We start from the raw sequence: 21,946 nt of genomic DNA, 5'->3' as shown, positions 1-21,946 counted from the left end.
ATCAGCAGCCTGCGTTCGCGCAGGCTCTTTTTACGTCAAACCAAAAGGAGGAAGTGTAATGGTAAATCGAAGAAGAAAACCAATGTCAAAAACAGCGTTGAAATGGGTCAATGGGTTTCAGATTTTTGCCGGAACAGCCGTTGTGGCTATTTCCTATAACGCTTTTTTACTGCCGAACTCGATCGCATCCGGAGGGGTAAGTGGTTTTGCGACTCTGCTGGAGGCTTCGCTGGACGTAGAACCGGCTGTAACGATAGGAATCACCAACGTTCTCCTTTTCATTCTCGGTCTCCTGCTTCTTGGTGGACTCCAGTACGGGGCAAAAACAATAATTGGGACGCTGTTTTTGCCCTTTATTGTTTATTTCACGAGGAACTGGGACATCGGTATCGATGACCCGCTGCTTGGTGCGTTGTTTGGCGGAATCGGAGTGGGCTTTGGTCTTGGACTGGTGTTTCGAGCGAGTGCTTCGACTGGAGGCACGGATCTTTTAGCTCAAATTATTCATAAATACGCCGGGGGGACGCTAGGTACCTCAGTCTTTATTATGGACGGGCTGATCGTTACGGGCTCGGCGTTCATATTTGGCCTGGAGTTCGCACTGTATGCCCTTATTTCGTTGTTTGTTACCGGAAGAACTATTGATGTCGTGCAGACCGGTCTGGGCTATGCCAAGGTGGCTTTTGTGATTACAAAGCACGAAGAAACGGTGCGCAAATCTATTTTAAAAGAAGTGGACCGCGGAGTAACCAAACTCGAAGGACGCGGAGGCTTTACTAATGATGCACGTCCGGTGCTGATGTGCGTCGTCAACCGTGGGGAGGTTACCCGGCTGAAGCGCGTGATCCAGCTGCAGGACCCCGAGGCCTTTGTGGTTGTGAGCAACGCTTCAGAAGTGCTTGGACAGGGATTTGAGAATCAAGGCAACTCTGTGTAAAAAAGCGGAAGCGCCAACATTGTGTTTCAGAACCATAGAAGTTCATGCTACACTAAAGAAAAGCGCAGAGCGTTTGTTTACCGCCCAGGGACGGCTCGTCGTTTTCGATTCGGAGGAACAGCTCGTGCAGCTGATTCCTCTTTCGTATAGTCTATGGTTTGGTTATGACTTTAATAAAGCTGGAGTGAAATAGATGAAGAAAAACATCAAAGTGACGGCAGCAATTCTGGTCACAGCAGCGGCAGCCGGGACCGGAGGCGCGGCCGTAGGTGCTTCTGTCTGGGGAGGAGAGTCGGGGACATCCTCGCCCGCACTGTCCGAATCCGGTTCGGACAGCGGAACGGAAAACGTGTCAGAAGAAGACTTAAATAAAATCAGTTCTGTATATGATCTGATCGACTCCGAATACATGACAGAAGTGGATGACGATGCGCTGGTGCAGGGGGCTATCGAAGGAATGATCGGAGAACTCGATGATCCTCACTCCAGCTACATGAGTGAAAGCACAGCACAGGAATTCACGCAGTCACTGGAGTCGTCCTTCGAAGGCATTGGAGCTGAAGTAAATAAATCCGGGGACGCGATAACTATCGTTTCTCCAATCGATGATTCTCCAGCAGAAGCCGCCGGGCTTCAGCCAAATGATGATATTTTGGAAATTAACGGAGAAAGCACAGAAAACCTGGAACTCAATGAAGCAGTCCTGAAAATCCGCGGAGAAAAAGGAACGAACGTGAACCTCACCGTACAGCGGGGAAGCGGGGAGCCTTTTAATGTTGAAGTGGAGCGCGATGAAATTCCGATCGAAACCGTAGAAGGCGAAGTGATTGAGCAGGACGGGGAAAGCATCGGTTATCTGAACGTATCGTCATTTTCTGAAAATACAGCCAATGAATTCGAAACCCAGCTCGAGCAGGTGGAGAGTGAAAACATTGACGGACTGGTAATTGATGTCCGTGGAAATCCGGGCGGATATTTGAACGCGGTGGAAGACATCGGCAGCATGATTATTCCGGGCGGAGAGCCGGTAGTCGAGATTGAAGACCGGGAAGGCACGATCTCAGAGGTGACCTCATCCTTAGAGGAAAACAAAGACTACCCGGTGGTCGGCGTGATTGATCAGGGAAGCGTTTCTGCCTCTGAAATTCTGGCAGCTGCAATGAAAGAGTCCGGAAGCTTTGAGCTGGTAGGACAGAGCACCTACGGCAAAGGAACGGTCCAGCAGGTAATGGAACTGGATGATGGAAGTGATGTGAAGCTCTCTGTTTCCAAATGGCTGACACCGGATGGAAACTGGATCAATGAAGAAGGCGTGGAGCCGACCATTGAGCAGGAGCAGCCCGACTATTTCCAGGCCTCTATTTTGTCCATTGATGAAGCCCTGGAGCCGGATACGACTGGAGAAAATATTGCAACTGCGCAGACCCTCTTAAAAGGAGCCGGCTTCGATCCGGGACGTGAAGACGGGTACTACAGCGAAGAAACCGAAGCGGCGGTACAGGATTTTCAGGAGGAACAGGAAGGTCTGGAAGCCACTGGCACGCTGACGCCGGAAACAGCAGAGGCGCTGAATGATTTTGTGCTTGAAAATGTCCAGAACCGGGACAATGATAAGCAGCTGCAGCGCGCGCTTGATGCAGTCATAGAACAATAAATGAAAGCTGGATGATACCGGTGGCCGGGTTCTGCCCGGCCCAAAGAAAAGGGGGAAATAGTGGATGCAGGAAATAATCGGTGAAATTGGTCCTGCGTTAGCGTGGTTTTTTCTGAACCCGCTGACTTACATAGCAGTAGCAGCCATGCTTATGGTTGGTTATATTCGGGTGAAAAGAGAACGTAAAATGTTTCAGGCAAAAATGTATCCAATGCTGATGGAATTGACGATGAGTGTTATTCCGGCGATCGTAATCGCTGCTTTTGTCTCGGTCGTCACCATTGTTACGGGCATCTCCCTGCCTCTGGGTGCAGTTCTTCTTGCAATAGTGATCAGTGCGCTGCTGGCAGTATCAGGTCTGCACCGCTGGCTGACCGCCCTGCACGTGTGGGGGACGTCATTCTTAGCTGCTCTGGCACTTGATGCTGCCGGGGTTGCGGTGCCGTTTTTCTCTGATGCAGCCTGGCTCGGAAACGGCTTTGATGCTTTTTCTCTGATGATCTGGCTCGCAGTGCTCACGCTTGCGGAAGGAATACTGATTGTCTGGAACGGGACAAAGTTCTTTTCTCCGATACGGACAGTCAGCCGCCGCGGTAAGCCGATTGGAGGCCAGATCACGCACCGCCTCTGGATGCTCCCGGTATTTCTGTTTATCCCGGGTAGCGCTGTTGAGGCAGGAGGCTGGTGGCCGCTGCTTCCGGGCGGAACCGCTTTTTCCCTTCTTTTGCTGCCGGCAGTGATCGGCATACGGATGAAAACCTTCGACCGTCTGGCAGCGGTGCAGGTGCGTTCGGCCGGATGGTGGGTTGTACGAATTGCTGTCCTTACCGGCGCCGGTGCAGCACTTGCTTATTTTTACAGCGGATGGGTTATTCCGGTAATTACGGCTGTCCTGATTTTGCTGCGGGAATGGGTAACCATTGCTGCCGGCAGTTCAGCTAAAAGCAATTTTCTTTATACGCTCCGTGGAGACGGAATATCCGTGCTCGCTGTGCTCCCGGAGTCTCCGGCAGACCGCATGCATATTAAAGCAGGCGAGGTTATCCGGCGGGTGAACAGCGAAAAAGTATATGATGAAGCGAGCCTGTACCGGGCGGTGCAGAAAAATTCCGCCTATTGCCGGCTGGATGTGGAGGATATTAACGGAGAGCTCCGCCAGGCACAGGCGGCGCTTTACAGTAATCAGCACCATCAGCTTGGGATATTGATGATTAATAAAGAACGAACAGCACCGGAAAGCATGCATACGGCCCAGTAAAACAGAACCCCCCTGCCGGGTTCTGTTTTTTTATGGTATAGGAGGGGTGTCGTTTTCTTTGCAATTGCCGGGGAGTGGAGTACAATAATAATAGCGAATATACGTTCGTTTTTATGTTGTTTCTTTCCAATCTTCATGTGGTATAGTAAATAGACATATGACCGGAACGCAGACAGGAAGTGAGGGACTAATATGAACGAAACATTTGAACTGGCGAATAAATATAACCCCGCGGGCGACCAGCCGCAGGCGATTGAAAAGCTGGTTCAAGGGTTGAGCGACGGCAAAAGATACCAGACACTGCTTGGAGCGACAGGGACCGGCAAAACGTTCACCGTTTCCAACGTGTTAACAGAAGTGAACCGGCCGACGCTTGTCATGGCGCACAATAAGACACTGGCGGGGCAGTTATATAATGAATTTAAAGAGATGTTTCCAAACAATGCGGTGGAATATTTTGTGAGCTATTACGACTACTATCAGCCGGAGGCCTACGTACCGCAGACGGACCAATTTATTGAAAAAGACGCGAGTATTAACGATGAAATTGATAAACTAAGGCACTCGGCGACGAGCGCCTTATTTGAGCGGGAGGACGTTATTATCGTCGCCAGTGTTTCCTGCATTTACGGCCTCGGTTCTCCGGAGGAATACCGGGACCTGGTGCTTTCGCTCCGGACCGGCATGGAGATTGAACGGGACCAGATTCTTCGGAAGCTCGTAGACATTCAATACGAACGTAACGACATTAATTTCGTGCGCGGGACGTTTCGCGTGCGCGGCGATGTCGTTGAAATCTTTCCGGCTTCAAGAGACGAGCATTGCATTCGTGTTGAAATGTTTGGCGATGAAATCGACCGTATCACTGAAGTGGACGCCCTGACCGGCGAGGTTATCGGTGAACGCTCGCATACTGCAATTTTCCCCGCATCCCACTTTGTGACAAGGGAAGAAAAAATGCAGCGTGCCATTAAAAATATTCAGCAGGAGCTTCAGGAGCAGCTCGAAAAGTTTCGGGCGAATGGTCGGGAGCTTGAGGCGCAGCGGCTCGAACAGCGGACTAATTACGACCTTGAAATGATGCAGGAGATGGGTTTTTGCTCCGGCATCGAGAACTATTCGAGGCATTTGACCTTCCGGAACCCCGGGGATGCGCCGTATACATTGATTGACTATTTTCCGGATGATTTTTTACTCGTGGTGGATGAGTCCCACGTTACGCTTCCACAGGTGCGCGGTATGTACAACGGGGACCAGGCAAGAAAGCAGGTGCTCGTGGATCACGGCTTCCGTCTTCCGTCTGCGATGGACAACCGTCCGCTGAAATTTGATGAATTTGAAGAGCGGATTAACCAGGCGATGTTCATTTCCGCAACGCCGGGGCCGTATGAGCTTGAACACGCACCGGAAGTTATCGAACAGATTATCCGGCCGACCGGTCTGCTTGACCCTACCGTGGAAGTGAAGCCGATTGAAGGACAGATCGATGACCTGATCGGCGAAATTCATGAACGCCGGGAGCAAAACGAGCGGGTGCTCGTAACGACGCTCACCAAGAAAATGGCGGAGGATCTGACCAACTATTTAAAAGAGCTCGGCATCCGGGTGAAATATCTGCACTCGGATATTAAAACGCTCGAGAGGATCGATATTATCCGCCAGCTTCGCCTCGGCCAGTTTGATGTTCTGGTCGGCATTAACCTTCTCCGGGAAGGGCTCGATATTCCGGAAGTGTCGCTGATAGGTATTCTGGATGCGGACAAGGAAGGCTTTCTGCGCGCGGAACGCTCCCTTATCCAGACGATGGGCCGTGCTGCCCGGAACGACCGCGGGCATGTTATTATGTACGCAGACAAAATCACGCGGTCGATGGATGTGGCGATCAGTGAAACGAACCGTCGCCGCGAGATCCAGATAGCGCATAATGAAAAATACGGCATTACACCAAAAACGATCCAGAAAGAAATCCCTGCCCTGATCCAGGCAACGGTCAGCTCAGAGGATTCATCCGATATTGATAAACCGGCTCTCGATAAAATGAGCAAGTCGGAGCGGAAAAAAGTAATCGACCAAATGGAAGACGAAATGAAACAGGCGGCCAAAGACCTGCAGTTTGAACGCGCAGCGGAACTGCGCGATATGGTATTAGAACTTAAAGCGGAAGGATGACCAACGAATGGCAGCAGATAACATTAAGATTCAGGGGGCGAGGTCCCACAATTTAAAAGATATTGACGTGACAATTCCGAGGGACCAACTGGTCGTCATGACTGGATTATCCGGCTCCGGGAAATCTTCGCTTGCCTTCGATACAATCTATGCTGAAGGGCAGCGCCGGTATGTCGAATCGTTGTCCGCATATGCCCGCCAGTTTTTAGGGCAGATGGAAAAGCCGGACGTTGATTCCATTGAAGGACTGTCTCCGGCAATATCGATTGACCAGAAAACGACGAGCAAGAACCCGCGCTCCACAGTCGGCACCGTGACGGAAATTTATGACTACCTGCGGCTTTTATTTGCACGGGTTGGTACGCCTTACTGTCCGTACCACCATGTGCCGATCACCTCCCAGACCATTTCCCAGATGGTCGATCAGATGATGGCTTATGCCGAACGGACGAAAATGCAGATTCTCGCTCCGGTTATTGCCGGCAGAAAGGGAGAGCATGTGAAGGTGATGGACCAGCTGAAGCAAAAAGGGCTGGTGCGTATTCGCGTGGACGGAGAAATGCGCGACGTCGGAGAAGAAATCAAGCTCGAAAAAAATAAAAAGCACGATATTGAAGCCGTGGTGGACCGCGTTGTCATTAAAGAAGGGATGGAGTCCCGGCTCGCAGACTCATTGGAAACGGCCCTCGAACTCGGGGAGGGGAAGGTGCTGATTGATGTTGTCGGTGAAAAGGAAATGCGGTTCAACCAGCATCACTCCTGCCCGGAATGCGGATTTTCGATCGGGGAGCTTGAGCCGAGAATGTTTTCCTTTAACAGTCCATACGGCGCCTGCCCGACATGTGATGGTCTTGGCAGCAAGCTCGAAGTGGACAGTGACCTTGTAGTTCCGGATCCGGACCGGACGCTCCGGGAGCATGCCATCGCTGTATGGGAGCCGATCAGCTCCCAGTATTATCCGCAGCTGCTCCGCTCGGCCTGCGATCACTTTAATATTGATATGGACACGCCATTTAAAGATCTTTCAGCAGAGCATAAGGAAATACTGCTCGAAGGCAACGGCCAGCAGAAAATAACCTTCCGTCATAAAAATGAACGCGGCCAGGTCCGGGAGCGCCAGATTTATTTTGAAGGCGTGCTCAACAACGTTTCCCGCCGCTATCGTGAGAGCGGATCGGATTTCACCCGTGAGCAGATGCAGCAGTATATGAGCAACAAGCAGTGCCCGACTTGTAAAGGCCACCGCCTGAGCCTTGAGGCGCGTTCTGTGCTGCTTGGAAATATTCACGTCGGAGAGCTGACGGACCTTTCCATACAGCAGGCGTATACGTATGTCGAAAACATCGATCTAACGGAAAAAGAAATGGAGATCGCCCGTTTGATTCTGCGTGAAATCAATGAACGGCTCGGCTTTCTCATTAATGTTGGTCTCGATTATTTAACCCTGAGCCGTTCTGCTGGCACGCTGTCAGGCGGGGAAGCTCAGCGCATCCGGCTGGCTACCCAGATCGGTTCGGCGCTGATGGGTGTCCTCTACGTTCTCGACGAGCCGTCGATCGGCCTTCACCAGCGGGACAACAACCGGCTGATACAGACGCTGCAGAACATGCGAGATCTTGGAAACACGCTGATTGTCGTTGAACATGACGAGGACACCATGCTTGCTGCCGACCATATCATTGACATCGGACCCGGGGCCGGCCGCCACGGCGGTCACATTATCGCAGAGGGCACACCGGAGGAATTGAAGGAAAACGACGCCTCCCTGACCGGTCAGTATTTAGCGGGAAAACGATTTATTCCGCTTCCGGGAGAACGGCGTAAGCCCTCCGACCGCTGGCTGAAGGTAAAAGGAGCGGTCGAAAACAATTTGAAGCGTACGAATGCGGATATTCCGCTCGGCCTGCTGAGTGCGATTACCGGTGTCTCAGGCTCCGGAAAAAGTACGCTGATCAACGATATTTTATACAAGGTGCTTTCGCAGAAGCTTCACCGCGGTAAACAGAAGCCGGGCGCACACAAAAGCGTGGAAGGTATCGATCAGCTTGAAAAAGTGATTGATATCGATCAGTCGCCGATCGGCCGGACGCCGCGTTCAAACCCTGCGACCTACACGGGGGTATTTGATAATATCCGCGAGGTATTCGCGATGACCAATGAAGCGAAAATCCGCGGCTACCAAAAGGGGCGCTTCAGCTTCAACGTCCGGGGCGGACGCTGTGAAGCGTGTAAAGGCGACGGTATTATTAAAATAGAAATGCATTTTCTTCCGGATATTTATGTCACCTGTGAAGAGTGCGGCGGTCAGCGCTACAACTGTGAAACGCTCGAAATCAAATACAAAGGCAAAAACATTGCTGATGTACTTGAAATGACTGTGGAAGAAGCAGTGGACTTCTTTGAAAATATTCCAAAAATCCGGCGCAAAATCCAAACGTTATATGACGTTGGTTTAGGGTATATAAAACTAGGACAGCAGGCAACGACACTTTCAGGCGGGGAAGCCCAGCGTGTAAAGCTTGCTTCCCAGCTGCACCGCCGTTCCACGGGCAAATCCCTTTATATCCTCGACGAGCCGACGACCGGTCTCCATGTGGATGATATCGACCGGCTCCTGAAGGTGCTCCAGCGGCTCGTGGATAATGGCGATACTGTTTTAATCATCGAGCACAATCTCGACGTCATTAAAACAGTGGATCACATCATTGATCTCGGTCCGGAAGGCGGAGCAGGCGGAGGCAAAATTGTGGCTACCGGCACGCCGGAAAAAGTAGCGGAGTCAAAGGCTTCCTATACAGGTTATTATTTAAAGCCCGTACTTGAAAGAGAGCGGGAGCGCATGGCCAGGCAATGGGAAGCATCGGAGCAGGCTGCCCATACCCCTTCATCATAGAAGAATCGACTGAAACGGATACCACTGTTCTTCGTATGTAATAGGAAGCAGAAGGCTAAAAAGTCCATGTACCGGTTCTGATATATTACCTAAGGAGGAACATGAAATGGATGAAGAACGTCAGCGAATACTGAAAATGATGGAAGACGGTATTATTTCTCTTGAAGAAGGAGAACGACTGCTCCGGGCCAAAGGATCAGGCGCATCGTCCGGTCCCCAGGCAGACAGCAGGGAACAAGGGGAAGGCGGCTCCTCCGAATCCCGGAGAAGCGGCGCCTACCGGACAGATAAGAAAGCAGCCGGCAGCCAGAAAAGAAAAAGCAAGGAGGACCCGTTTGCGATGCTCTCCGGCTTTTTTGATCATGCGCTTGACCGCGTCAAACGGTTTGACCTCGACTTTAATTTCGGCCCAGCCGTAGACTTCCAGCATACGTTTGAACATGATGAGAGTGACATTCGCTCGCTCGACATGTTTATTCAAAACGGAAGCCTTATCTGTCAGAAGTGGGAGGGCAGCACTATCCGTGTTGCCTGCCAGGTAAAAGCCTATACCGAGGAAAGTGAAGATGCAGCCCGCCGTGAGTTCATCGAAGGAACTGATTTTGACTCCCTGAGCGGGAAGCTCCGCTTTGCTTCAAGGTCCGGCAACTATAAAGTCCAGGCGGTCGTTTATGTGCCGGAAAAATCGATGGACAAAATGGATGTATCGACGTTTAACGGAGACATCCGGATCGACGGAGTTCAGACAGATAATCTGTACGTCAAAGCAAGCAACGGGGCAATTACAGTGCTGCATGCTTCTGCCGGCTATCTGGCAGTGGAGACAGCCAACGGGTCAGTGGAGCTGAAAGAAGGTAAAATCGGCAGCGCCGACGTCAAAACATGGAACGGTTCGATTCATTATGACGGATCGCTTTCAGATATTGAAGCAGAGGCGCTGAACGGGGCGATTACGGCCCGGTACACGTCCCTGAGTGAGAGGAGCCGGGCGCTTCTTTCCACTACAACGGGGAGCATCAAGGTGATTACGCCGCGGGACATCCGGACGGAGGGTGTACTCCGCACAAACGTCGGGAACTACAAGTGCCTGCTCGACAACATCGAAGTGAAAGAAGAAAAAAGCGAATTCATGCAAAAGTATTATCAGTTTGTATCCAATCCGGATTCGACTCCAACGCTGAGACTGGAGGCTTCGGCAAAAACTGGTGCCATAACCGTGCAGGATCATGAATAAAAAACTGAAAGGGTGATCAGGTTGGCAAAAAAGAAGTTGTATAAATCCCGTGAAGACCGGAAATTGACAGGCGTATGCGGTGGATTGGCAGATTACCTCGGCTGGGATTCCTCCTTAATACGGATTATCAGTGTGGTGCTGGTTATTTTACCCGTCACCTCCTGGGTACTTCTGATTTATCTCGTATTAGCCGTGCTGCTCCCTGATGAAGAGGATGCCGTCTCCTAATGGGCTGTTTAGTACCTTTTATTGTTAACACTATTGCATTAATGGTAGTAGCCGGGTTTTTCCCCGGCTTTACTATTGACGGCTTTGGGGCAGCTATTGCAGCCGGTTTGGTGTTGACGCTGATCAATCTCGTGATTCGCCCGCTTTTAATTTTTTTCACTCTCCCGCTTTCTGTCGTTACATTCGGCCTGTTTATTTTTGTGATCAATGCGCTGATGCTGATGCTTACATCAGCGGTAATGGGAGAAGCCTTTAACATGTCCGGCTTTGGCATGGCTTTTCTTGCTGCTGTAGTGATCGCTGTTTTAAATATGCTGATGTACAATCTTTTCGTGAACCCGCTGAGCGGAAGAAAAACGTGACGGTATTCCGGAAACCGGGAAAAAATTATAATAAGTTAAAAATGGCCCGCCTGCTGGCGGGTCTTTTTCGTGCAGCAGTGAAATTGAAATCCTCCGGAGCAGGTTCCATCTTCTTTTGAAAACGTGCTACAATAACAACGTACGAAGTAGAGAAAGCAAACGTATTCACGATATAACAGAGCGATTTTTGAGGGAGGCAGCACGATGGCAAAAGTGACAGCAACGGATTTAAAGGAGCGGTTTCAATTAGAGCTTCTTGCCGGGGAAGAAGGGCTGTACCGGGCGATAACCACGAGCGATATTTCCCGTCCGGGAATAGAGATGGCTGGTTTTTTTACATATTATCCGGCCCGGCGGCTGCAGCTGCTCGGGCGCACAGAGCTTTCTTTTTTTCAACAGCTTCAGGACGAAGAAAAGCAGGAACGCATGGAAAAGCTGTGTACATACGATACTCCGGGTATTGTCATCTCTCGGGGACTGGTGGCTCCGCCGGAGCTGATTGAAAATGCGGAAAAGACCGGGGTGCCGATCATGCGCTCACATTTGCCAAGCACACAGCTGATCAGCCAGCTGACGAACTACCTCGACACCAAACTTGCCAAATCCACAGCCATGCACGGTGTTCTGGTGGACATTTACGGCATCGGCGTGCTGATTACCGGGGCAAGCGGTGTCGGAAAAAGCGAAACGGCGCTCGATATTGTGCGCCGGGGTCACCGGCTTGTAGCGGATGATTCTGTCGAAATCCGCCAGCAGAACGGCGATACGCTTGTCGGCACGGCGCCCGAGCTGATCCAGAACCTGCTTGAGATCCGCGGCCTTGGCATTATTGATGTGATGACGCTGTTTGGGGCAGGTGCCGTCCGTCCGTATAAGCGCATCTCGCTGACGATTCATCTTGAGCTTTGGGATGAACAAAAAGCGTACGACCGGCTCGGTCTTGATGAAGAGACGCTTCAGGTGCTCGATACCGAAATTCAGAAGCTGACTGTTCCGGTGCGGCCGGGACGGAACCTCGCTGTTATTATTGAAGTAGCGGCGATGAACTTCCGGCTGAAACGGATGGGCGTGAACACGGCCCAGCAGTTTTCGGACCGGTTAAAACAGATGATTGACGACGGTGATAAAGAAGAGTTTTAACGATTACACATTTAGCAGTCAGGAGTGGCAGGGGATATGATTTATTCATCGATACAGCCGATCGACCGGGTTGCCTTTGAAGTCGGGTCTGTGCCTATTTACTGGTACGGGATTCTCATTGGCCTGGGCGCTCTGCTTGGGTACATTTTAGCTTCCTACGAAGCAAAAAAACGTGGGCTCCCGGAAGATATTTTCGCGGATCTGCTCATTTTTGCCATACCGATTTCGATTATCTGCGCCCGGTTGTATTACGTGATTTTTGAGTGGGATTACTATGTTCAGAATCCAGGCAGTATTCTGGCCGTATGGGAAGGCGGTCTTGCGATACACGGCGGATTGATCGGCGCCGTGCTCACGGGCATCGTTTTCTCGAAAATCAAACGCGTCTCTTTCTGGAAGCTGGCTGATATTGCCGCGCCGAGTATTATTTTAGGGCAGGCGATCGGCCGCTGGGGCAACTTTATCAACCAGGAAGCCCACGGCGGTGAAGTGAGCCGTTCGTTTTTGGAGGGGCTGCAGCTGCCGGAATTTATTATTAATCAGATGTATATTGAGGGAGCTTACTATAATCCCACGTTCTTGTACGAATCGCTTTGGAATATCGCGGGATTTTTACTGCTTTTAGGGCTGCGCCGGGTTAACCTCCGCCGCGGGGAGCTGTTTTTAACATATGTTATCTGGTATTCCTTCGGACGCTTTTTTATCGAAGGGATGAGGACCGACAGCTTAATGCTGTTTGATACGATCCGGGTGGCGCAGTTAATTTCGGTGCTTTTGATCGTAGCAGCCGTGAGTCTGATTTTATACCGCAGGCAGGCCGGCCTTGCAAAAGCAAGATACTTAAGTAAAGACGGTCCCGGCATATAAGGATGTAAGCGAAAGGGGAAGCATCATGACCAGATGGAATACACTGCTGTTTGATTTAGACGGCACGCTGATTGATACAAATGATTTGATCATTTCTTCATATGAACATGTGCTGACATACTACGCTCCTGACCAATACAGCAGAGATGACATCATCAGCTGGATCGGGGTGCCGCTGGCGGATAATTTTTCAAGCATCAGCAGCAATCCGAGCCAGGTGGAACAGATGATTGATACGTATCACTCCCATAACCTGGCGAACCATGAAACGCTCGTCCGGGAATATGACGGAGTATACGACACTATCAAAATGCTGTACGAGCGCGGCTTTTCCCTTGGCATTGTGACAACGAAGCGGAAGGAAGCTGCGGTTAAAGGAGCCAATATGCTGGGGCTGCTTCCTTTTTTCTCTACGTTCATTACGGTGGATGATGTGGAAAACCCCAAGCCGCACCCGGAACCGCTGCAAAAAGCGATGACACAGCTGAATGCCCGCCCGGAGGAGACCATTATGATTGGGGACAGCCAGTTTGATATTCTGGCAGGGAAAAATGCCGGGGTGCACACAGCGGGAGTGGAATGGACCATCAAAGGTGCATCGTTTCTGAAAAATTATGAACCGGACTGGATGCTCACCCGGATGAGCGATCTGCTCGCTATTGTTGGAGAAACAAAAGAATGAGAAAAACAGATCGTTATTTCCCGGGCAATAATACCAATGCTCTGTGGCAGATGTACCGGACGGTTCCATTTTTGAAGGCATTCAGAAATACAGCTGTTATTGAAGCCTCCCGGGTTGTACCTTTTGTATCTGTGAAAAGATGGATCTACCGGCAGCTGCTTGGAATGGAAATAGGTGAAAAAACGGCGCTTGCGTACAAGGTCATGCCGGATCTCATGTTTCCCGAGAAAATCCATATTGGCAGCAATTCCATTATCGGCTATCAGTCGACGCTTTTAACACACGAGCATTTAATTGATGAATACCGCCTTGGCGACATTGTAATCGGAAACGAGGTCATGATCGGTGCCAATGTGACTATTCTGCCCGGGGTGACGATTGGAGACCGGGCTGTGGTGGCAGCAGGAACGGTTGTGCATAAAGACGTGCCGGCACGGGCCTTTGCTGGCGGCAGTCCGATGCGGATAAGAACGTAGGCTTCAAGCCGGCTTTCAAAGGAGCCGGCTTTTCGTTTTCCTGGAGGCGGAAAAGGCTGACAGGGCAGCAAATATTGTTACAATGAAAGCGGAAATGGAAAATTGACGGTGTAAAAAAAGATGTGTAAACTATGGTTATTCTTTATTTTGTTAGTACATTAGCGAACTAAAGCACCGTGAAAAGAAAAGGAGAGAGAGTATGAGTAAGCTTTTTATGTTTGAAAAGCCGCTCGGGATGCGCGATGCGCTTCCGGGATATTTTCAGACAAAACGGAACGTACAACGGGTCATTAACGATGAATGGGAAAGCTGGGGGTATCTGCCCGTCGAAACGCCCACCCTGGAATATTACGATACGGTCGGGAGCGCTTCGGCGATTCTTGATCATCAGCTGTTTAAACTGCTCGACCAGCAGGGGCGGACGCTGGTGCTGCGCCCGGATATGACTGCGCCTATCGCCCGGGTGACAGCTTCCGGTCTGCAGAACCAGCACTTTCCGATCCGTTTGGCTTATCATACTAACGTTTTTCGCGCGCAACAGCTTGAGGCCGGACGGCCGGCAGAATTTGAACAGCTTGGTGTGGAATTGATTGGAGACGGCACTTCGAGTGCGAACGGAGAGGTCGTTTCCCTTATGATCGAAGCTCTGCGAAAAACTGGGCTGACCACGTTTCAAATTACCGTCGGGCACGTCGGGTACGTGAATGCGCTGCTCGAAGAGGTGCTCGGAAATGATGAACGCGCTGATGACCTGCGCAGGTTTTTATACGAAAAAAATTATGTTGGCTACCGCCAGCATGTGGAAAATCTACCGCTTTCCTCCCTGGATAAGAAAAAGCTGAACAGCCTGCTGCGCCTGCGGGGCGACTGGCGGACGCTGGACGAAGCTTTAAATCTGGTTCAGACGCCGGCGGCAACGGAAGCAGTCGAAGAACTCCAGGAGCTTAAAACGGTGCTTGAACACTACGAGCTGTCTGATTACATTAAGCTCGACTTTAACTTATTTATGCATATGAGCTACTATACTGGCATCGTATTCGAAAGCTACGGCAACAACCTGGGCGTGCCGCTTGGAAGCGGCGGGCGCTATGATGAACTGCTGCAGCATTTTAATCGTCCGGCCCAGGCTGTCGGATTCGGTCTCCGTCTTGATTTGCTCGTTGAAGCCCTGGGCCTCACCGGAGCTGTGCCTTCCCAGACATGTATTTTGTTCAGCCCGGAGCGCCGCCCGGAAGCGGTGGACCAGGCGCGTAAACTCCGCGAAACCGGAAAACGGGTCGTGCTTCAGGATATCCGCGGCGTAGAGGACGTGGATCAGCTGAGCGAGTCCTATGAAGACGTTGTATCCATGATCGGAAAAAAGAAGGAGGGAGCTTCGCATGAATGAATGGCTGACAATCGCGATGCCAAAGGGACGTATTTTCGAAGAAGCGGTGCAGCTTCTCCGTAAGGCCGGCTTCCCAATTCCTCCGGAGTTTGAAGAATCCAGAAAGCTGATCGTCGACGCTCCGGAAGCAAATATGCGCTTTATCCTGGCAAAGCCGATGGATGTGCCCACCTATGTTGAACACGGAGTGGCAGACATCGGGGTTGCCGGCAAGGATACGATGATTGAAGAAGAGCGTGACGTGTATGAAGTGCTGGATCTGAAAATTAGTGCCTGCTACCTGGCAGTAGCTGGGCTTCCAGAGTATGAAAAATCCGATGTAAATCCAAAGGTGGCGTCCAAGTATCCAAACCTGGCGACACAGTACTTTAAGCAGCAGGGTGAACAGGTGGAAATTATTAAATTAAATGGCTCGATCGAACTGGCCCCGCTTGTCGGTCTGGCAGACCGTATTGTAGACATCGTTTCCACCGGCCAGACACTGAAGGAGAATGGTTTAATAGAGCTTGAAACAATTGTGCCGATTACGTCCCGGCTGATCGTCAATCCGGTAAGCTATCGTCTGAAGGATACTGTTATTGATGATCTTGTGGAGCGTGTTGCCGAGGTGATAGGAGTGGAAGAGCAGGTATGATGAACGTGACCCCTTTGGATAAATCAGTAACGCTTGAGCGCACCATTGAAGGAGGAACCGAAAAGCAGCGGGAATCGGTCGACTCCATTATCGAAAAGGTGCGGGAAAATGGAGACAAAGGACTCATTGAGCTGACCGAGATATTTGACCGCGTGACACTCGATGAGCTGTTTGTAAAACAGGAAGAAATAGATGAAGCGTATGAACAGGTGAACGATAAAGAGCTCGAAGCGATCCGTAAAGCGATTGAAAACATCCGCGATTTTCATCAGCGCCAGCTCCGGCAGTCCTGGATGGTGACAAAAGAAGACGGGACGATGCTCGGCCAGCGGATTATTCCGTTCGACCGCGTCGGTATTTATGTACCGGGCGGCAAGGCAGCATATCCTTCAACCATTATGATGGATGCCATCCCGGCAATCGCTGCCGGTGTGAAAAGCATTACGATGTGCTCTCCTCCAGATGAGGACCAGCGCCTTCATCCGATGGTGCTCGTCACGGCCAATGAGCTTGGCATTAAAAATATCGTGAAAATTGGAGGAGCGCAGGCGGTAGCAGCGCTTGCGTATGGCACGGAAAGCATTCAGAAGGTGGATAAAATCGTCGGCCCAGGTAACATTTACGTAGCGCTGGCTAAACGCGAAGTGTTCGGCCAGGTGGCGATTGACAGTATCGCCGGCCCAAGCGAAATTGTCGTGCTTGCTGATGAAACAGCCCGGGCGGATTATATTGCAGCCGACATGCTTTCCCAGGCGGAGCACGACGAGCTCGCCTCGGCTGTGCTTGTAACCACTTCGGAGGAGCTCGGGCAAAAAGTGGCCGAAGAGCTTGAGCGTCAGCTTGAAGACCTCCCTCGCAAAAAGATTGCGCAGGAATCGCTTGATAAACACGGAGCCATCTACTTAACGGAAACGATGGCGGAGGCAGTAGAAGCTGTGAACCGGCTTGCACCGGAGCATCTGGAAATCATGACCGCCCAGCCGGATAACCTGCTCGGCTCCATTCGTCATGCAGGGGCTGTCTTTTTAGGGCCATACAGTGCCGAAGCGGTCGGCGATTATTTTGCCGGCCCGAATCACGTGCTTCCGACGAGCGGGACGGCCCGCTTTTCGAGTCCGCTCGGTGTCGATGATTTTGTAAAACGATCCAGCGTGATTTCCTACAGTAAAGAAGCGCTCGAGGAAAATGGGGAATATATATCTGCGATTGCCCGGATTGAGGGCCTTGAAGCACACGCGCGCGCAGTGGATATCCGGAAGGGGGAGAAGTAGAATGGCAGAACGTACAGGAAGCGTCGAACGAAAAACGGGTGAAACGTCCATCCGCCTGCAGTTTGGCATCGACGGCGAAGGGGACGGGGTCATACAGACGAATGTGCCCTTTATGAGCCATATGCTCGACCTGTTTAAAAAGCATGGCCATTTCTCCCTTGATGTACAGGCTGAGGGGGATGTGGAGGTGGATGACCACCATACAACTGAGGACATCGGCATCTGCCTCGGGGAAGCCTTCGGACAGGCGCTCGGCGATAAAAAGGGCATCCGCCGCTATGGTCATGCTAAAATTCCGATGGACGACGCGCTCGCAGAGGTCATTGTGGATTTAAGCAATCGTCCGCACCTGGAGTTCCGGGCGGAGCTGCCGGCAGCAAAAGTAGGAACATTTGATACCGAGCTCGTCCATGAGTTTTTGTGGAAATTCGCGGTGGAAGCCCGGATGAACCTCCACGTAGTCGTCCATTACGGACACAATACTCACCATATTATTGAAGCGGTATTTAAAGCGATGGCACGGGCTCTTGATGAAGCTACCCAGCTGGACCCAAGAGTGAAAGGCGTTCCTTCAACCAAAGGAATGCTGTAAAGAAAAGGAGTGGAGCGCTTGTGATAGGAATCATCGATTACGGCATGGGCAACCTGTACAGTGTAAAAAAAGCACTGGAACGACTGGATATTCCTTATTTTGTATCCGAGCACACAGAGGAGCTTGCGGAAGCGGACGGCTTGATTCTTCCGGGTGTCGGTGCTTTTCGGGATGCCATGAATTTAATCCGGGAAAACGGGCAGTTTGAGTTTATTGAACACTGGGCGGCTGATGGCAAGCCGCTGCTTGGTATCTGCCTTGGAATGCAACTGTTGTTTGAAGGCAGCGACGAACACGGGGAAACAGAAGGGTTCGGGTTTCTTCCGGGGTATGCCCGCCGCTTTTCCGGAAAAGACAGCCAGGGAAGAAGGCTGAAGGTGCCGCACATGGGCTGGAACTCGCTCAAGTTTCATCAGCCGGACCATCCGCTTTTGAAAAATGTGGAGGAAGGCCATGCGTACTTTGTGCATTCCTACGTGATAGAAACCGCCGACCCGGACGTTTTAATTGCGACAAGCGAGTACGGCGAAACAGTGCCGGCGGTGGTTGGCCGCGGTGAAGTCATGGGCACGCAGTTCCATCCGGAAAAAAGCAGCACAGTCGGCATCGGCATGCTTAAAAATTTCGGGGCGATTGTCCGTGAAAGGAGCGGAGCTCATGAGTGATTTTATTGTATACCCCGCCATCGATATCCGGGACGGCAACTGTGTCCGTCTTTTTCAGGGCGATTACAATCAGGAGACCGTTTACGGGGATTCGCCGTTTGAAATGGCTGCTTCATTTGCACAGGCGGGTGCTTCCTGGATTCATATGGTCGACCTTGACGGTGCAAAAGAAAAACGACGCATCAATCATGCCCACGTCGTTCGTGCCGCGAGGGAGCTTGATGTACGTATCCAGGTCGGCGGAGGCATCCGAACCGAAGAGGATGTGGACTATTACTTATCCAACGGCGTGGACCGGGTGATACTTGGAAGTGTTGCCCTGCAGTATCCGGAATTTGCCCGGGATATGCTCGAAAAGCACGGCAGCCGTATCGCTATCGGTCTTGATGCCAGAGACGGATACGTAGCCGTCAACGGCTGGCTCGACACCTCGGAGGTAACAGCCGTTGAGCTTGGCCGGGAAATGGCAGCCCACGGGGCGGAGACATTTATATTCACCGACATTTCCACCGATGGGACGATGACTGGACCGAACGTCGAGGCGACAAAGCAGCTCGCAGAAGCGACCGGCGTAAATGTTATTGCTTCCGGCGGAATCGGCACGATGGAGGATGTCCGGAATCTTGCGGAGAAGCGGGATAAAGGGATAGCAGGTGTCATTGTCGGAAAAGCGATATATACCGGCAAAGTGGATGTGGCAGAAGCCGTGAAGGAGGTACAGTAATGCTTACGAAACGGATTATTCCATGTCTGGATGTGAAAGAAGGGCGGGTCGTGAAAGGCACACAGTTTGTGGAACTGCGGGATGCCGGTGATCCGGTGGAACTCGCTGCATTTTATGATGAGCAGTGGGCGGACGAACTTGTCTTTCTTGATATTTCCGCTTCGCATGAAGGACGGAAAACGATGATAGATGTCGTGGAACAGGTAGCAGCAAGCATCGCGATTCCTTTTACGGTCGGCGGCGGCATCAGCTCGGTCGATGATATGCGCAACATGCTCCGTGCCGGGGCCGATAAGGTTTCGCTCAATACAGCTGCGGTGAAAAACCCTGATTTGATTACTCAGGGGTCTACCTATTTTGGCTCCCAATGTATTGTTGTGGCGGTTGATGCAAAATACGATGAGGCACTCGGCTCCTGGAGAATTTATACTCACGGCGGCCGCACGCCGACCGACTGGGAAGTCGTCGAGTGGGCGAGGGAAGTCACCGCCCGCGGAGCCGGCGAAATTCTTCTGACAAGTATGGATCAGGACGGAGCCAAGACTGGCTTTGATGAGGCTTTGACACGAACGGTCAGCGAAGCAGTGGACGTGCCTGTTATCGCCTCCGGTGGCGCCGGAGCCAAAGAACATTTTGTGGATGTATTTGAAAAATCAGGGGCGGATGCGGCACTCGCGGCTTCAATCTTTCATTATAAAGAGACATCGATTGAAGAAGTGAAGGCTTTTATCCGGGAGAGAGGAGTCTTAGTACGATGAACGTCGACGAACTAACATTTGATGAAGCAGGCCTGATTCCGGCCATAGTGCAGGATGCTGTCAGTAAAGAGGTACTGACACTTGCCTATATGAACAAAGAATCGCTGCAGAAAACAATCGATACGAAAGAAACCTGGTTTTACAGCCGCTCCCGCCAGGAGCTCTGGCATAAAGGGGAAACCTCGGGAAACAAACAGCAGGTGACAGACATCCGCTATGACTGCGACAGTGACGCGTTAAATGTGCTTGTAGAGCCGGAAGGACCTGCGTGCCATAAAGGGGACTACAGCTGTTTTTCCCGTTCGCTTCTGTCGGAGGAAAAGCAGTCAGCCGACGGCCGGCGGTTCGCGATTATTAATGAACTCGAGCAGGTCATAGCCACCCGTGAGGCAGAAATGCCAGAGGGCGCCTATACAACGTACTTGTTTACCGAGGGCGTGGATAAAATTTTGAAAAAAGTCGGTGAAGAAGCCGGAGAAGTTATTATTGCTTCCAAAAACCGGGATCACGAAGAACTGAGCTGGGAAACAGCTGATCTTCTTTACCATCTGCTGGTGCTGCTGCGGGAACAGAAGCTTCCGCTTGATGATGTGCTGCGGGTTCTCGAAGAAAGACATCGTTCGTAATAAGGCTGACCGCAGAAAAAACCGTCCTCTCCGGGCGGTTTTTTCTTTGCGCATCCTCCTGCGCCGTCTCTGGCTGCTGAAAAAACATGCGGGCTCCTAGGAGTTTTCATGAAGCAGGGGGCGTGTTATAATGTCACAATTGATGTGGAACGTGAAGAGACAAAGAAAAACAAACGAAGGAAGGATGAAAGGAATTGGGCTCAAAACAAAAAAACGAAGACGCAATTATTCCTTTCTTGCAGTCAGGCGAATATTTCTTTCAGCGGGGCGTGGTGGCTTATCAGAAAAATCACCTGAAGCGTGCCGTTCTCTTTTTGGAAAGAGCTGTCGAGCTCGAACCTTCCAAGGGATTGTTTCAATGCCAGCTTGCTGCCATATATACAGACATGGAACGGTTTGACCGCTCCAACGACATCCTCGACCGGGTGCTTAAAGAAATTGAGCCGGAACGCTCCGAATGCTACTTCTTTCTGGCCAACAATTATGCCTTCCAGGGCAATTTTGAAAAAGCAGCGGAAACAGCCGGTTATTATATGAAGATCGCACCGGAAGGCGACTTTGCAGAGGAAACAAAGGAACTGCTCGAAATGATTAAAGAAAATGAGCCTGGCCTTCTCGAGCATCCGGGAGACATGACCATTTATGAACGGGCAGTGGAAAAAGCTGATAAAGGCCGGTTGCAGGAAGCCCAGGAACTATTTGAAGAGCTTTTGGAGCAGGAGCCTGATTATTGGGCCGCTTACCATCAGCTGGCAAAGCTGCACCAGCACCGCGGAGACACGGAACAGGCTGTAAAGCTGCTGGAAACAGTGCACCAGGAGGGTGCTTACGTGCCGGCCAGCTGTCAGCTTGCCGCATTGTATGAAAGCGAAGGGGAGCATGAACGTTCGAAGGAAGTGATGAATGTGCTTACAGCGATCCTTCCGCTCGACCGGGAGTCCCTTCACTGGATCAGTGCGGTCTGTACGTATCTTGGCTATTATGAAGATGCCTGCCGTTACGCCCGTCTTTATCATAAACGGTTCGTGATTGAACGCGGATCGGTTGCGTTTTATCACGGAGCGGCGTTATATTTGCTCGGTGAAACGGAACAGGCGGCAAAATGGTGGAAACAGAACCGTCAGCTCGATCATCCGGAAGTGAAACAGCTTTACCGGGAATATGAAGAGAATATACTGACCGGCCAGAGGGTAAAAGAAATGGTAGAGGACGATTTTCAGCAGTAAGCAGAGTACTGGACGCCAAAAAGCGGCTGCCATACAATAAGTATAAATGCCATAAGAGAGCGATATTTAAAATAAGGGGAGTGGCCTTTTATGACGGAAGAACGGATTTATGATGTGATTATCGCGGGGGCCGGCCCGGCCGGCATGACCGCGGCGGTGTACG

22 protein-coding genes are annotated in these 21,946 nt (G+C 51.2%); all 22 read left to right on the top strand.

The features are described 5' to 3' along the window. Positions 1-58 precede the first annotated feature (58 nt). The 22 genes from ACTRXG_RS00110 to ACTRXG_RS00005 all read left to right on the top strand — a co-directional run bounded on the left by ACTRXG_RS00110 (position 59) and on the right by ACTRXG_RS00005 (position 21,783). Positions 59-937, top strand: coding sequence for a YitT family protein (locus tag ACTRXG_RS00110; protein WP_474263081.1), 879 nt, complete (start codon positions 59-61; stop codon positions 935-937). A 19-nt stretch (positions 938-956) separates the two neighbouring features. Beyond that, positions 957-1,130 carry a hypothetical protein gene (locus ACTRXG_RS00105; RefSeq protein ID WP_474278354.1) on the top strand — a complete coding sequence of 58 codons (174 nt, stop codon included), beginning with the start codon at positions 957-959 and terminating at the stop codon, positions 1,128-1,130. Then, the gene (locus ACTRXG_RS00100) at positions 1,131-2,591 is read left to right on the top strand and encodes a S41 family peptidase (RefSeq protein ID WP_474283404.1); all 1,461 of its coding nucleotides are present in this window, start codon (positions 1,131-1,133) and stop codon (positions 2,589-2,591) included. It abuts the gene before it with no gap. A gap of 64 nt (positions 2,592-2,655) precedes the next feature. After that, positions 2,656-3,849, top strand: coding sequence for a hypothetical protein (locus ACTRXG_RS00095; RefSeq protein WP_474283402.1), 1,194 nt, complete (start codon positions 2,656-2,658; stop codon positions 3,847-3,849). 192 nt (positions 3,850-4,041) lie between these two features. Further along, positions 4,042-6,018: an excinuclease ABC subunit UvrB gene (gene uvrB, locus ACTRXG_RS00090; protein WP_474283400.1), complete on the top strand. Its 1,977-nt coding sequence runs from the start codon at positions 4,042-4,044 to the stop codon at positions 6,016-6,018. Positions 6,019-6,025: 7 nt separating this feature from the next. Beyond that, positions 6,026-8,911, top strand: coding sequence for an excinuclease ABC subunit UvrA (gene uvrA, locus ACTRXG_RS00085; protein WP_474283398.1), 2,886 nt, complete (start codon positions 6,026-6,028; stop codon positions 8,909-8,911). 106 nt (positions 8,912-9,017) lie between these two features. Continuing rightward, entirely contained in the window at positions 9,018-10,145 is a 1,128-nt protein-coding gene (locus ACTRXG_RS00080; protein WP_474283396.1) for a DUF4097 family beta strand repeat-containing protein, read from the top strand. Between the two features lie 21 nt (positions 10,146-10,166). After that, positions 10,167-10,373 carry a PspC domain-containing protein gene (locus tag ACTRXG_RS00075; protein ID WP_091613446.1) on the top strand — a complete coding sequence of 69 codons (207 nt, stop codon included), beginning with the start codon at positions 10,167-10,169 and terminating at the stop codon, positions 10,371-10,373. Further along, positions 10,373-10,735: a phage holin family protein gene (locus ACTRXG_RS00070; protein ID WP_091613443.1), complete on the top strand. Its 363-nt coding sequence runs from the start codon at positions 10,373-10,375 to the stop codon at positions 10,733-10,735. The genes ACTRXG_RS00075 and ACTRXG_RS00070 overlap by 1 nt, the downstream gene beginning before the upstream one ends. 204 nt (positions 10,736-10,939) lie before the next feature. Further along, the gene (gene hprK / locus ACTRXG_RS00065) at positions 10,940-11,875 is read left to right on the top strand and encodes an HPr(Ser) kinase/phosphatase (protein WP_462866298.1); all 936 of its coding nucleotides are present in this window, start codon (positions 10,940-10,942) and stop codon (positions 11,873-11,875) included. Between the two features lie 36 nt (positions 11,876-11,911). Next, a complete protein-coding gene (gene lgt / locus ACTRXG_RS00060) occupies positions 11,912-12,742 on the top strand; it encodes a prolipoprotein diacylglyceryl transferase (protein ID WP_474263069.1) in 831 nt (276 codons plus the stop codon). Positions 12,743-12,767: 25 nt separating this feature from the next. Next, positions 12,768-13,424 carry a pyrophosphatase PpaX gene (gene ppaX, locus ACTRXG_RS00055; RefSeq protein ID WP_474283394.1) on the top strand — a complete coding sequence of 219 codons (657 nt, stop codon included), beginning with the start codon at positions 12,768-12,770 and terminating at the stop codon, positions 13,422-13,424. Beyond that, positions 13,421-13,900 carry an acyltransferase gene (locus tag ACTRXG_RS00050; RefSeq protein WP_322526891.1) on the top strand — a complete coding sequence of 160 codons (480 nt, stop codon included), beginning with the start codon at positions 13,421-13,423 and terminating at the stop codon, positions 13,898-13,900. The genes ppaX and ACTRXG_RS00050 overlap by 4 nt, the downstream gene beginning before the upstream one ends. A gap of 199 nt (positions 13,901-14,099) precedes the next feature. Then, positions 14,100-15,287 carry an ATP phosphoribosyltransferase regulatory subunit gene (locus tag ACTRXG_RS00045; RefSeq protein ID WP_474283392.1) on the top strand — a complete coding sequence of 396 codons (1,188 nt, stop codon included), beginning with the start codon at positions 14,100-14,102 and terminating at the stop codon, positions 15,285-15,287. Beyond that, positions 15,280-15,921 (top strand): ATP phosphoribosyltransferase, encoded by a 642-nt coding sequence (gene hisG / locus ACTRXG_RS00040; protein ID WP_474282753.1) that lies wholly within the window; start codon positions 15,280-15,282, stop codon positions 15,919-15,921. The genes ACTRXG_RS00045 and hisG overlap by 8 nt, the downstream gene beginning before the upstream one ends. Continuing rightward, entirely contained in the window at positions 15,921-17,192 is a 1,272-nt protein-coding gene (gene hisD, locus ACTRXG_RS00035; RefSeq protein WP_474283763.1) for a histidinol dehydrogenase, read from the top strand. The genes hisG and hisD overlap by 1 nt, the downstream gene beginning before the upstream one ends. Position 17,193: 1 nt before the next feature. After that, a complete protein-coding gene (hisB, locus tag ACTRXG_RS00030) occupies positions 17,194-17,784 on the top strand; it encodes an imidazoleglycerol-phosphate dehydratase HisB (RefSeq protein ID WP_474263063.1) in 591 nt (196 codons plus the stop codon). Positions 17,785-17,804: 20 nt separating this feature from the next. Next, positions 17,805-18,449 carry an imidazole glycerol phosphate synthase subunit HisH gene (gene hisH, locus ACTRXG_RS00025; RefSeq protein WP_474283390.1) on the top strand — a complete coding sequence of 215 codons (645 nt, stop codon included), beginning with the start codon at positions 17,805-17,807 and terminating at the stop codon, positions 18,447-18,449. Continuing rightward, positions 18,442-19,173: a 1-(5-phosphoribosyl)-5-[(5-phosphoribosylamino)methylideneamino]imidazole-4-carboxamide isomerase gene (gene hisA, locus ACTRXG_RS00020; RefSeq protein ID WP_474263059.1), complete on the top strand. Its 732-nt coding sequence runs from the start codon at positions 18,442-18,444 to the stop codon at positions 19,171-19,173. The genes hisH and hisA overlap by 8 nt, the downstream gene beginning before the upstream one ends. Further along, on the top strand, positions 19,173-19,931 hold the full coding sequence (gene hisF, locus ACTRXG_RS00015; protein WP_474263057.1) for an imidazole glycerol phosphate synthase subunit HisF: 759 nt from the start codon (positions 19,173-19,175) through the stop codon (positions 19,929-19,931). Before hisA ends, hisF begins: the two co-directional genes overlap by 1 nt. After that, entirely contained in the window at positions 19,928-20,557 is a 630-nt protein-coding gene (hisIE, locus tag ACTRXG_RS00010; protein WP_322526898.1) for a bifunctional phosphoribosyl-AMP cyclohydrolase/phosphoribosyl-ATP diphosphatase HisIE, read from the top strand. Before hisF ends, hisIE begins: the two co-directional genes overlap by 4 nt. 194 nt (positions 20,558-20,751) lie before the next feature. Beyond that, positions 20,752-21,783 carry a tetratricopeptide repeat protein gene (locus tag ACTRXG_RS00005; RefSeq protein ID WP_474283388.1) on the top strand — a complete coding sequence of 344 codons (1,032 nt, stop codon included), beginning with the start codon at positions 20,752-20,754 and terminating at the stop codon, positions 21,781-21,783. The last annotated feature ends 163 nt before the right edge of the window (positions 21,784-21,946 follow it).

Source organism: Marinococcus sp. LNSP9103-4 (genome assembly GCF_056034345.1).
This window is presented reverse-complemented; position numbering and strand designations above follow the sequence as displayed.